This is a genomic window from Stenotrophomonas sp. YJH_SMC_20 (genome assembly GCF_059367845.1).
Genome location: NZ_JCAFRG010000002.1, coordinates 152,133 through 164,811 on the forward strand (window position 1 = coordinate 152,133; position 12,679 = coordinate 164,811).

9 protein-coding genes are annotated in these 12,679 nt (G+C 57.0%); all 9 read left to right on the plus strand.

The features are described 5' to 3' along the window. The first annotated feature begins 55 nt into the window (after positions 1–55). The 9 genes from AC5P6A_RS04055 (at position 56) to AC5P6A_RS04095 (ending at position 12,663) form a co-directional block, all read left to right on the plus strand. Positions 56–1,453, plus strand: a complete 1,398-nt coding sequence (locus AC5P6A_RS04055) for a sigma-54-dependent transcriptional regulator (protein WP_026070510.1) — start codon at positions 56–58, stop codon at positions 1,451–1,453. 9 nt (positions 1,454–1,462) lie between these two features. Beyond that, the gene (locus AC5P6A_RS04060; RefSeq protein ID WP_017354487.1) at positions 1,463–3,484 is read left to right on the plus strand and encodes a cache domain-containing protein; all 2,022 of its coding nucleotides are present in this window, start codon (positions 1,463–1,465) and stop codon (positions 3,482–3,484) included. 120 nt (positions 3,485–3,604) lie between these two features. Then, complete coding sequence (locus tag AC5P6A_RS04065) at positions 3,605–4,528, plus strand: bestrophin family protein (protein WP_227832955.1); 924 nt, start codon at positions 3,605–3,607, stop codon at positions 4,526–4,528. Positions 4,529–4,761: 233 nt separating this feature from the next. Continuing rightward, a complete protein-coding gene (gene uvrB, locus AC5P6A_RS04070) occupies positions 4,762–6,741 on the plus strand; it encodes an excinuclease ABC subunit UvrB (protein ID WP_017354485.1) in 1,980 nt (659 codons plus the stop codon). Positions 6,742–6,953: 212 nt separating this feature from the next. Continuing rightward, complete coding sequence (frmR, locus tag AC5P6A_RS04075) at positions 6,954–7,229, plus strand: formaldehyde-responsive transcriptional repressor FrmR (protein WP_017354484.1); 276 nt, start codon at positions 6,954–6,956, stop codon at positions 7,227–7,229. 503 nt (positions 7,230–7,732) lie between these two features. Beyond that, positions 7,733–9,061 carry a DUF3422 family protein gene (locus AC5P6A_RS04080; protein ID WP_495222239.1) on the plus strand — a complete coding sequence of 443 codons (1,329 nt, stop codon included), beginning with the start codon at positions 7,733–7,735 and terminating at the stop codon, positions 9,059–9,061. Between the two features lie 68 nt (positions 9,062–9,129). Next, complete coding sequence (gene fghA, locus AC5P6A_RS04085) at positions 9,130–9,960, plus strand: S-formylglutathione hydrolase (protein WP_017354482.1); 831 nt, start codon at positions 9,130–9,132, stop codon at positions 9,958–9,960. A gap of 15 nt (positions 9,961–9,975) precedes the next feature. Next, positions 9,976–11,280, plus strand: coding sequence for an NAD(P)/FAD-dependent oxidoreductase (locus AC5P6A_RS04090; RefSeq protein ID WP_026070508.1), 1,305 nt, complete (start codon positions 9,976–9,978; stop codon positions 11,278–11,280). Between the two features lie 54 nt (positions 11,281–11,334). Further along, positions 11,335–12,663: a replication-associated recombination protein A gene (locus tag AC5P6A_RS04095; RefSeq protein WP_005413341.1), complete on the plus strand. Its 1,329-nt coding sequence runs from the start codon at positions 11,335–11,337 to the stop codon at positions 12,661–12,663. Positions 12,664–12,679: the final 16 nt, after the last annotated feature.

The following is a 12,679-nucleotide window of genomic DNA, read 5'->3' on the forward strand; positions in this document are numbered from 1 at the left end:
GAACTCGAACACGAATCGACGGAACTAGCCACGCTTCAATTGTACTGAGGGAAACATGACGCCAAAGAGCGCCAACCAATCTTCCGAAGAGCGCGCAAACGGCGATCTTGCATGGCCGGACCTTGCGCGCTCATCGATACTGATCGTTGACGACGAACCTGGCATGCGTAGCTTCTTGGTTCGTGCCTTGCGACCGCGATGCAAAGTTGTGGAAGCTGCAGCTGACACCATTGAAGCGGAGCAGCATCTGACGGAGCGCCACTTTGACATCGTGATTGTGGACAACGTGTTGCCAGGGAAGAGTGGCATCGCGTGGCTGGAGGACCAGCGCAGGGGAGGGGTCTTGGCCGACTTCATTCTGATTACTGCGTACGCAGACTTGGATTCCGCTATCGGCGCTATCCGCGCGGGAGCGGCTGATTTTCTTCTCAAGCCTTTCAGAACCAATCAGTTGCTGGCCGCTATATCGCGCTGCCTGGAACGCGGTCGCCTACGGCGGGAGAATGCCATTCTCCGTCACGAGCTACATGGCTCCGGTGCACCAGCTGCGCTTCGAGACAGGCTCACAGGTAGCTCGCGTGCGATTCAGGCCACCAAGGATCTGATCGCGAAGGTCGCACCACTGCCCAGTAGCGTGCTGTTCACTGGAGAATCCGGCTCTGGAAAGGAGGTTGCCGCAAGATCGCTGCACGCGTTGTCCGCACGGGCATCTCATCCTTTCATTCCAATAAATTGTGCAGCTGTTCCCAGCGAGTTGATTGACGTTGAACTGTTCGGGAGTCTCAAAGGAACGTTCAGTGGAGCGAACTCGTCTCGCCAAGGACTGGTCGCCTATGCAGAAGGCGGAACATTGCTGTTTGACGAAGTCGCTGATCTTCCCTTGGCTCTCCAAGGAAAGCTGCTAAGGATGCTTGAAGATAGACGGATACGACCAGTTGGCGCAGATCGGGAGATTCCGATCGATGTCAGATTCATCTTCTCAACCAACAAGAATTTGGTTGCGGAAGTGAAGAATGGAACATTCCGGTCGGATCTCTACTATCGCATCAACGTTCTCGAGGTGTCGCTTCCTCGCCTTCATGACCGCGGCGCTGATGTGTTGGAGCTGGCGGCGGGCTTCATGCGTGAGCTGGGGCTGCAGCTTGGCCTTCAACCGATTCCGATCGACGAAAGGATCCGGGCATATCTTCAGAGCTACTCGTGGCCCGGGAACGTCCGCGAGCTTCACAACTACGTTGAGCGTAGCCTGATACTCGGACACTTTCCGACTCAGCTTGAGCGGTTGGAGTCACTCTCTGACCCACGAAGCCGGCTGCTCTCGGAGGTCGAGCGCAGGCACATCCTTGCAGTGCTTCGTGAGACTGGCGGAGATCGCGAAAGAGCGGCCACGATCTTGGGCATATCGCGAAAGACGATTGATCGTAAGTGCTCCAGTTGGAATGTATCAGCCTAGGAATCTGCAATGAACCGAGCGCGCTCAGTTCGCTTCCGCCTGCTTCTAATCGCGATCCTTCCAATGTTTGTGATCCTGCCGGCTATCGTCGGCGGACTCATCTACCAATGGGATTTGCGCTTCGACCGACTGCTCGCCTCGAAGGTTGGCGGGGACCTGAAAGTTGCGGGACAGTACATGAACCAGCTGCTCGTCAACGACCGCGCGACGCTGGCTGCGATTGCTGATTCGCAGAGCTTCCATGGCGTCATTAGCCAGGGGGTCAACAAGAATGCAGAGCTTGGCAGCCTACTAGCGTCGAAAGCCCAAGGTGGTTCACTAGACTTCATCGCACTGTTGGATTCAAACGGTCGCTTGTTGGCTAGTAGTGAGCCGGCCTCGCCAGCTGAGCTTGACTTGGACTGGTCAGTCATCGAAAAGGCCCTGAAGGGAGCGTCCAGCGTGGAGGTGGGGGTGGTAAGCCGGGACGATCTGATGGAGATCTCCCCAAAGCTCGCCGCACGGGCCGAGGTCATTCGTCCGCATAACGCAAGGAATCCTGTCGATTCGGCCCAGAGTGAGAAGCGGGGCCTAATGATTCAAGCTGCAACGCCGGTTGCACTTCCAAACAATCAGGTTGGCGTCTTGATTGCGGGTACTCTGCTGAACCACAACACCGAGTTCATCAAGCAGATCACTGATCTTGTCTACCGAGATAAGGCCCTGCGTACTGGCGCAACAGGGATAGCCTCCATCTTCCTTGGTGATACCCGCATCAGCACCAACGCGTTGTTGGCGGGAGGGAACCCAGCGTCGGGGACACGGGTGTCTTCTGAAGTGGCCGAGGCCGTGCTGGGCCAGGGAAAGACCTGGCAGGCGAGAGCCTACGTAGTCAATGATTGGTACATTGCCGGCTATATGCCCATTCTCAATGGCCGGGGCGTACCTATTGGTATGCTCTTCGTGGGCTTTCTGGAGGAGCCATTCACCACCGCCCGTCGAAATTCCATCGGAGCGATCGTGTTCGGTTGCCTCCTTGTTGCAGTCATCACCGTACCCCTTTTTCTGTACATCGCTCGCGGCGTGTTCAAGCCACTTGAGCGGATGGATCAGGCAATTGGACGGGTCAAGGCGGGCGACCGCAGTGCTCGCTCCGGAGCAGGGGCATCCAATGATGAAATCGGACGTGTCGCTTCGCACTTGGACCAGCTGCTCTGTCAGCTGGAAGAGAAGGAACGGCAGCTGGTCGCCTGGAACGAGGAGCTCAATTCCAGGGTAGAGGAGCGAACTGCTGGTCTCGCACTAGCCAATAGACGGTTGGAAGAGACGACCCAGCACCTGATTGTCACTGAGAAGCTGGCAACAATTGGCGAGATCGCAGCAGGAATAGCGCACGAGATCAACAATCCGCTTGCCGTCATGCAGGGGAACCTCGAGCTTCTGCGTGACTCGATCAGGGAGCCCGAGGGTCAAGGGTTTGGAGAAGAGATTGACCTCATTGAGGATCAAATTGGGCGTATCAGCACCATTGTTTCCAAGTTGCTGCAGTTCTCCAAGCCCAGTGAGTACTCCGGTCATAGTGAGCTGTTAGAGCCTGCCACGCTGATGTTGGAGACGCTGCCCCTGATTCAACACCTCATCAAGCGCCATCCCGTGAAGATAGAGAAGAACTTCCTGTCCACACGGCTCGTAACGGGCAATCGGGGCGAGCTGCAGCAAATTCTTGTGAACCTCCTGATCAATGCAATCTATGTCATGCAGAAGGGCGGAACGCTGGGATTGGCGACGTTGGACGTTGACGACGTTCATGGTCACCCTGGCGTCGCTTTGCGAGTCTCAGATACTGGAAGCGGCATTCCTCAGGACATTCTGGTCCGAATTTTTGAGCCATTCTTTACGACCAAACATCGTCAAGGTACTGGGCTGGGTCTTTCCATCAGTCAGATGCTTGCCAACCGCCACGGTGGCAGCCTGTCGGTAGTGAGAACCGGCCTGACAGGGACGGTCATTGAACTATGGATGCCCGAGGCTGCCGACGATGAACTGCTTTAGACCTGCTGTAGCAGTGTCATGCGAACGGCGTGATGTCATTCGCATTTCGAACTCAAGTGGAAGGAATTTGTTGCCTAGGCGTATCGACGCCAGCAGTCGATCAATGAATCAGAGGTTGGCATGACACACCGTCTCCCAGATGTTGAAACGAGAATGCGAAGGCAGCCGACGTTGTGGGACGTTGCGTTTGCCGTCAGGGGTACCATCCTGCCCAGGATCGCATTGCATCTACTACTGATTAGCATTGTGACCGCAGGAGCGGTGCTCGCATCAACGGAGCATCCAGGAATCTTTGCTCGCTTCAGTGCCGTTCCGTTCACGCTCATTGGTATCGCACTTTCCGTATTCATGAGCTTTCGAAACAACGCTTGCTACTCCAGATGGTGGGAGGCGAGGCACCTTTGGGGTGACCTGGTCATAGCGTGTCGCTCAATAGCCAGGCAGACGTCCCTGCTGGATCCAAACAGCCGAGCACAGATCCTGCGAGGCCTGTGTGGCTTCAGTGCTGGCCTCTATTCTCGACTGCGCCGGGCCGACGAAGCCCATGCGATCGCACCTTGGTGGGATATTGGCAAGGCATCACAAGGCCCGAATCCGACGGACGCTGTGCTCCAGGGCATTGGCTTGAAGCTTGCCCATCTGGCTCATGAGGGAAGGATCGACTCGATTCAGTACTCGGTGATGGATAAGCAGCTTGCCAACTTGGCTCGTATCCAGGGGGGGTGCGAGAGGATACTCAATACTCCGATTCCATTCTCGTATTCGCTGCTGCTTCACCGGACTGCGATCGTATTCTGCACAACACTTCCTTTTGCGCTGGCAGGAACATTGGGGTGGTGGACCTTTTTACCGGTGCTCATTGTGGCGTACACGTTTTTTGGTCTCGATGCGCTGGGCCGTCAGCTGGAGGAGCCATTCAGTTCCGCGCCGAACGCGCTCCCGATCTACTCAATGCAGAGGACGATCGAGACAGAGCTAATGTCAACGCTGGCTCTGACTGCGGTCGATCAGGAGTCGGTACAGCAGCCAGGTAGGGAGGAGTGAGGCGTGAGCGGAGGGCGGCGGGTGCACTTCTGAGGCCGCTCCGGCATGTAACGACATGCCAGCTCACGCCCTAGCGCTAGTCAGGCATGGGTTGCCAGGCTCACCTGAAAGGAACTCGCCCAAAGATAGCATTCGTACAGCCCCCTTGGTTCCGCTCGCACATATGGGATGGAGTCTGTGAGACGGGAATAGTTCCTCTAACGATCAAGAATGAGCCAGTAGGAGCGTAAGTGATGTCAACAGATATGTTCGTAATGCATTCGGATCATACGCCGGCCGGGGATCAACCCGAAGCGATTGCCAGGCTAATTGCTGGCATCGAGGAGGGAGCAACACATCAGACCTTGAAGGGAATTACAGGGTCAGGGAAGACCTTCACGATGGCCAATGTGATCCATCGGCTGAAGCGACCCACGCTCATTCTTGCGCCAAACAAGACGTTGACTGCTCAGCTCTACGGGGAGATGAAGGCGCTGTTCCCCGAGAACGCCGTGGAGTATTTCGTTTCCTACTACGACTTCTTCCAGCCAGAGGTCTATATCCCAGGTAGCGATCGTTACATCCAGAAAGACTCAGCCATCAATGATCACCTTGAGAGGCTTCGACTATCGACTACGAAGTCTCTGATTGAGCGTAGAGACGTGATTGTTGTCGCTTCGGTGTCCTCAATCTATGGACTGGGAGACCCACAGAGCTACCGGGATCTGCAGGTTGAGCTTGCGCTTGGAATCGAACTGGATCAGAGGGACTTCCTGCGTCGGCTTGCATCGCTTCAGTACGACAGGACTGAGCGGACCCTGAAGCGTGGCACGTTCCGTGTGTCTGGCGATGTGGTCGATATTTTTCCCGCCGACTCTGAGTACAAGGCAATTAGAGTAGAGCTCACGGACGAGGGGAGAGTGCAGTCGCTCACCTGGATTGATGCGGTTACAGGGAAGAAGCTTGGCGATGAGACGCGCTACCTCGTTTCTCCAAAGACACTCTTCGCAAGCCCCAAAACAGAAATCAATGAGGCTACGAAGGCCATCCTCAAGGATTTGGAGGCCAGGGTGACGGAGCTCAACGCATCTGGTCGAATCGTTGAGGCAAATAGGCTTTACGAGAAGATCACGAACGACGTGGAGATGATGAGGGAGCTGGGATATTGCTCTGGCATGGAGAACTACTCCAGTTACCTGAACTCGAAGCCTTCAGGAGCTAGGCCGACGACACTCATGGACTACCTCCCGAAGGATGGCCTGCTATTTGTTGATGAGTCGCACGTCATGGTTCCTCAGATCGAGGCGATGTTCAGGAGCGATCAGAGCAGGAAGGATACTCTAATCGAGTACGGGTTCCGTCTACCTTCGGCGATGAACAACAGACCGCTTAGCTTCTCTGAGTTTGAAGCCATCAAGCCCCAGACGATCTTCGTTTCGGCTACGCCTGGCGCCTATGAGATTGGGAGATCCAAGGGAAGATTGATTGACCAGCTCATCAGGCCCACTGGCTTGCTCGATCCGCTGGTAGAGGTGAGGCCGAGGGAGGGCTACAGGCACGATCTTCTGTCAGAGATCGCCCGTTGTGTACGAGAGGGCGACAGGGTCTTGGTGACCACGCTGACAAAGGTGTCTGCTGAGGAGCTGTGCGAGTTCCTCGAGGATCAAGGGGTGCGTGCGAAGTACATGCACTCGGATATCAAGGCAGAGGATCGAGTTGAGATCATCAATGGGCTGAGGGCCGGCGAGTTCGATGTGCTAGTGGGTATCAGCCTGCTGAGAGAGGGGCTCGATATTCCTGAGGCCTCTCTGGTCGCTATCGTTGATGCGGACCAGGCGGGCTTCCTTCGGTCGAGCCAGGCCCTCATTCAGATGATTGGACGAGCCGCAAGAAACTCGCGCGGTAAGGCGATCATGTATGCCGATACGATCACTAGTGCGATGCGGCAGGCCATTTCTGAGACTGATGACAGGCGACAGCATCAGATCGCGTTCAATGAGGAGTTCGGCATCACCCCGTCAACGTCTCGCGGAATGTTGGGATCAACAGAGGCTCGACCTGACCGGTCGCAAGCCCATTCAGCGGAGTTCTGCGCCAACCTAAAAGACCTCTGTGATCGAATTACATCAAAGGAGCGACAGCTTCTGGAGCTCTCTGATGCCGGGGACGAGGAGGAGATCGAGTTCGTCAGGCTGGAGCTAGACAAGCTATACCGCCAATTCATCTACATGTAACCACTCTTTCGAGTGGTGGGGCGTGGCTCCTACAGGAGCCCGCCTTTTGTGGTGTGGGGGTGGGGCGGGAGGGGTCTGTCACTGGCCTCTGGCGGCGGCTCGAAATCAGGCGCAGACTCAGTTGACGGAGTTAAAGACCCTCGCAGATTGCTAGCTTGCATACTATCGGGGAGTATAGTATCGTTCCCTCATGTGATACGGACAGGTGCGCAATGCCTCACAGCCCTCGGGAGAAAAAGCAGGCCCTTACCCGCGTACGTCGGATCAGCGGACAGGTGGCTGCATTGGAGCAGGCTCTGGAGAGCGGGGCGGAATGTGCTGCAGTACTTCAGCAGCTTGCTGCTGTGCGCGGGGCGGTCAATGGTTTGATGGCGACGGTTCTGGAGAGCTATCTGCGTGAAGAGTTCCCGCATAGCGACACCCACACCGACTCTCAAAGGAAGTCGATTGACGAGACCATCTCTATTGTCCGCTCCTATCTCCGTTAGTCAGTTCGCGACATTGCTTGATGGCGCTAGTACTAAGTAGAGGAGGCAATCTATGGGTGTCCGAACTACTTCATTTCCAAGTAGAACCCGCCATTCCTAACCCCTTCGTGGGTTAGGGCGTCACGACTAGGACGTTGAGGCCTTTCCAGGAGGCTCCAAGGCATGCTGGATGATGTCAGTCGAGTTGCGCCTGTCTGTATTTCTTGGAGCGGGCAATCTCTGTCGGCATCGTTGCCTTCGGCATCTGACTGAGTCATGGGAGGCCCTTTGAAGTGAGCTTCCAGCCTCGTTGCGACTCCCATGCGGTCCGCGCCTGGCTGGAAGGTGGGAGAGCAAGGGCCTGCGATCTATGCGGTGCTGTCCTCCCAGCTTGTTGTGGTTCCCACTACCGCCCTACACCAGAGCCGGCTCCACCACACGACCTTTCGCTGAGCTATCGCACAAGCAAGTGATAGACCTCCCGTGAGCGGTGTTTAGAAGATCATCCATTCTTGAGGCTATGTATGAATGACCCATCCGGCCTGAGCCAAGCTGCAGGCACGCCAGCAGAAGGCTACGTATATGGGATGCCGGCGCACGCGGACCGCCGCGCCGCCGTTGATGAAGTCCATGCGCGACCGCACCTTCTCACCCAGTCTCCGCGAAGCCTTCTCCAGCTCTCCTTCATGACAGAAGGGGACATGAGTCGAGATCGTGCCGCGATCGACGATCTTTCAGGTCGTATGGGGGCTGCAGTCGAGGATCACACCACACCTCATCACGCGCTTACGTGGAATGAGGGTGATCTGCACTGCGAGAAGCACACTGAGTTCTCTTCCTACCTCTGGAGCGCACCACTGAGCTCAGAAACAGGTGAGCCTTGTGGGGACAACCCGTTTAGACAGGGATTCAAGCCGCCAGGACCCGTGATCTCGGCTGTTAGCGTCAGGCTTTTGCCTTGGACCGCGGAGGCGGAGAAGGAAATAGATTGCTTTGATCCCGTCAGCCGCTGCTACTCGCTGGTTGAGAACGGTGCCGCGGCCATTGTGACCGACTTCCGTCAAGACGAGGAAGGGCTAACCCACATGCTCATCCTTGATCGCGACCTGACTCCGGCGCGGGCAGGAGCGCTGGCGCAACGACTGCTCGAGGTCGAGACATACCGAACGCTTGCCCTCCTAGCGCTACCGCTGACTCGTTCCATGACGTCGAATCTTCGTCGCATGGAGGCGCGTCTGGCTGCAATTACTGAAGAGATGCGCAGGGCCTCCGGCGGACGTCGTGACAGTGACGTGCTCCTCTCGGATTTGACCAGCCTGGCTGCAGAGTTGGAGGCGGACGCCGCGGCAAATCTCTATAGGTTTGGTGCAAGTCGGGCTTACTACGAAATTGTTGAAGAGCGACTGGATGCGTTGGCGGAGGATCAAGTTGCCGGCTATAGCACCTGGGCGGACTTCTTGTATCGAAGGATTGCACCGGCCATGCGAACTTGCCAGTCAGTGAAGGAGCGACAGGGGAAGCTCTCAGACAAGTTGACGCGCTCGATCTCGCTCCTCCGGTCGTGGATTGATGTTGAGCTCGAGCGGCAGAACCGCGACCTACTGGCGTCCATGAATGAACGGGCGAAGGTTCAGCTGCGCCTGCAGCAGACGGTGGAAGGTTTGTCGGTGGCCGCCATCTCGTACTACGTCGTGAGTCTTCTCGCATACCTGCTCAAGGGTTTGCCTGGGACGCATGACATCGCAGCAACCGTCACTGCGATCTTGGTTCCCGCTGTATTGCTGCTGATTTGGTGGATTGTCCGAAGGATCAGGCATGCACACGGTGACTCGGCAGTCGAGGACAAGGCCTAAAGCCTCGCTTAAGGCCACATTCGATTCGCGATAGATGGCCTATCAAATTCAACTCAGAGGAAAGAACAATGGAACGCATTGAGCGTCACGCAAGCTTCGGTGGATGGCAGGACGTCTACCAGCATGAATCATCCAGCCTTGGTTGCACCATGAAGTTTGGAGTCTATCTCCCTCCGCAGGCGTCCAGCGGCCCGGTACCTGTTCTCTACTGGCTCTCTGGCCTGACGTGCACAGAGCAGAACTTCATCACCAAGTCTGCAGTGCAGCAGCTCGCTGCTGAGCATGGCATTGCCATCGTTGCTCCGGATACAAGTCCGCGCGGAGAGTCCGTCGCGGATGATCCAGCTTACGATCTCGGCCAAGGTGCGGGGTTCTACGTCAATGCCACCGAGGCACCGTGGTCCGACCACTACCGCATGTATGACTACGTTGTAAGTGAGCTGCCTGCTCTCGTTGAGAAGAACTTCCCTGTTAGCCAGGCTCGCTCAATTAGCGGCCACTCAATGGGCGGCCACGGTGCCTTGGTCATCGCTTTGCGAAATCCAGGTCGCTATCGCAGCGTATCCGCCTTCTCTCCGATCGTGGCACCCACCCAGGCTCCTTGGGGCCAGAAGGCGTTTTCGGCCTACTTGGGGGGAGATCAGGAGCAGTGGCGGCAGTATGACGCCGTGGAGCTGATTGCAGATGCAAAGGAGCGCCTGCCCCTGCTCGTGGATCAAGGGCTCAGCGATGATTTCTTGCAGAATCAGCTCCGCCCCGAACTGCTTCAAGATGCATGCGCCAAGGTGAATCATCCGCTTTCGCTGAACCTTCGCGATGGTTACGACCATAGCTACTACTTCATCTCCAGCTTCATTGCCGATCATCTCAAGCACCACGCATCGGCGCTGAACACCTAACCAAGGAGTGCTGCCGTGATCAAGACCTCCAGAAATCGTCATCAAGTTGTGATCGTTGGGGCGGGCTTCGGCGGACTGGAGGCCGCCACGCACCTTGAAGGAGTGGATGTCGATGTAACAATCATTGACCGGCGGAACTATCACTTGTTCCAGCCGCTGCTCTACCAGGTGGCTGGTGCGTCACTGTCACCGTCGGAGATCGCATGGCCGATCCGCTATCTGTTCCGTGACCGCCCGGAGGTCAGAACCCTCATGGCGGAGGTCGAGGGTGTGGATAAAGCTGCCCGCCAAGTGATCCTTCAGGACGGCACTCGATACCCTTACGACACCCTTGTGCTCGCTACGGGAGCAACACATGCCTACTTTGGGCATGACGAATGGTCGAAGTACGCTCCAGGCCTGAAGAGCCTGGAGGATGCAACAACCATTCGAGGCAGGATCTTGAGCGCGTTCGAGCAAGCGGAGCTCTGCAATGATCCCGAGGTTCGAGAGGCCCTTCAAACCTTTGTGATCATTGGTGGTGGGCCTACAGGTGTCGAGCTTGCCGGAACCATCGCGGAGCTGGCGCGTGGCACGCTGCAGGATGACTTTCGGTCAGTTGATCCCAGCAAAACCCGGGTATTTCTCATTGAGGCGGGTCCGCGGCTGCTCCCCGTCTTTCCTGAAAAGCTCTCCGAGTACACGAGGCGCGCCCTCGAGAAGCTTGGGGTATCCGTTTTGTTGGGGGCCCCTGTCACCGAGTGCGCCTCTGATGGGGTGATGCTCAATGGCAAGAAGCTGGCGGCATCCACAATCGTCTGGGCAGCGGGAGTTCAGGCGTCTCCAGCCGCACGTTGGCTCGACACCGAATCAGATCGGGCGGGGCGCGCAATCGTCGGCCCTGATCTAACGGTGCCTGGTTCCCCCAACATTTTCGTGATCGGGGACACTGCTTCATCAGCCACTGCGGACGGAAAGACCGTTCCTGGAATCGCGCCGGCGGCCAAGCAGCAAGGCAAGTACGTCGCGGGCCAGATTGAAGGGCTGATAACAGGGGCGCGGAGGACCGCTGCATTCAAGTACCGGCACCAGGGCAACCTCGCCACGATTGGACGCAGCCTTGCAGTAATCGATATGGGGAAGCTAAAGCTGAGCGGAGGAATCGCATGGTGGATCTGGAAGCTCGCTCACATCTACTTCCTTATCGGAGTGCGAAATCGCCTGAGCGTCGCAATGAGCTGGGTATGGAATCACAGCGTTGGATACAGAGGGGCTCGCATCATCCTCCGTGAAAAAGCAAGCAATGCCACAAGCGGCTCATTGGATGGGAAGCTGAAATAGGGGCCAAGACGCTCTGAATGCACACTCGCAACTGACTTCCCGAAGGAGAACACCTTGGCAGATCTATTCACAGCGAAACCAAGGGCACCACTGGCCGAACTGCTACGACCGAAGTCTCTCGACGAGTTCGTTGGGCAGCAACACCTGCTGGGGCCGGGGAAGCCTTTGCGTCTTGCCTTTGAAGCAAGAAGTCTGCACTCCTTCATCATGTGGGGGCCCCCGGGCGTCGGTAAGACCACCCTGGGGCGCCTCGCAGCGATGGTGACTGACAGTCACTTCATTGCGATCTCCGCCGTACTCGCCGGGGTAAAGGACATCAGGCAGGCCATTGATGATGCGCGGGCCGAACTCGACGTCCGCGGTCGCTCCACGGTACTTTTCGTCGACGAAATTCACCGGTTCAACAAGGCCCAGCAGGATGCGCTGCTACCTCACGTTGAATCAGGGCTACTCACGCTGGTGGGCGGCACCACAGAGCATCCAGGACTGGCCGTTAACTCGGCGCTGCTTTCGCGCGCGCAGGTGTACACACTTGAGCCTCTGTCTGACGCAGATCTTGAGAAGCTCTACGAACGCGCCAGACCTCACTTGCGAGGCGTTGACCTCTCCGATCCCGCATTGCAGCTGCTGAAGGGCTTCGCTGATGGTGATGGCCGCAGATTCCTGAATCTTCTCGAGCAGGTCTCAACTGCGGCCTCTGAGAAGCGGGTGGAAGAGGTGGATCTTGAGTTTGCCAAGCGCTCCACCAGCCCGTCACTGCGTCGATTCGATAAGGGCGGGGACGAGTTCTATTGGCAGCTCTCCGCGTTTCACAAATCACTGCGTGGCTCTGATCCCGACGCCTCCCTCTACTGGCTAGCGCGCATTCTGGATGGGGGCGGGGACGTGAGCCAGGTCACACGTCGAATGATTGTTATGGCAAGCGAAGATATCGGAAATGCTGATCCGGGCGCTCTGCACTTGGCCATCCACGCTGCGCAGGCGTATGAGCGACTTGGCTCTCCTGAAGGTGAAATTGTCTTGGCCCAGGCTGCGACCTATCTGGCGCTCTCCCCCAAGTCGAATGCGTCCTATGCGGCTTGGGATCTAGCAAGGGCCTTCGTCAAGGAGCACGGATCATTACCAGTTCCCATGCATCTTCGGAATGCTCCAGCGAAGCTTATGAGGCAGATGGGGTATCGACAAGCATATCGCTACGCGCATCATGAGCCAGACGGCTACGCAGCTGGACAGACGTACCTGCCGGAGGGTGTGGAGAGGCCGAACTGGTATCGGCCCACTGATCGGGGAGCTGAGCGCGCCTTGGCTGAGAGACAGGCATGGCAGCGAGCCTTGGATGAAGAGGCATCGCAAACCGAAGCCGATCCCTCTTCGGGCCAGTGATCCAGCTGAACTTAAC

What these genes read in the sequence shown, in the direction of transcription:
- uvrB (WP_017354485.1), top strand. Translation starts at nt 4,762, where the DNA reads ATGTCAACAGATATGTTCGTAATGCATTCGGATCATACGCCGGCCGGG.
- AC5P6A_RS04065 (WP_227832955.1), top strand. Translation starts at nt 3,605, where the DNA reads ATGACACACCGTCTCCCAGATGTTGAAACGAGAATGCGAAGGCAGCCG.
- AC5P6A_RS04080 (WP_495222239.1), top strand. Translation starts at nt 7,733, where the DNA reads ATGAATGACCCATCCGGCCTGAGCCAAGCTGCAGGCACGCCAGCAGAA.
- AC5P6A_RS04060 (WP_017354487.1), top strand. Translation starts at nt 1,463, where the DNA reads ATGAACCGAGCGCGCTCAGTTCGCTTCCGCCTGCTTCTAATCGCGATC.
- frmR (WP_017354484.1), top strand. Translation starts at nt 6,954, where the DNA reads ATGCCTCACAGCCCTCGGGAGAAAAAGCAGGCCCTTACCCGCGTACGT.
- AC5P6A_RS04055 (WP_026070510.1), top strand. Translation starts at nt 56, where the DNA reads ATGACGCCAAAGAGCGCCAACCAATCTTCCGAAGAGCGCGCAAACGGC.
- fghA (WP_017354482.1), top strand. Translation starts at nt 9,130, where the DNA reads ATGGAACGCATTGAGCGTCACGCAAGCTTCGGTGGATGGCAGGACGTC.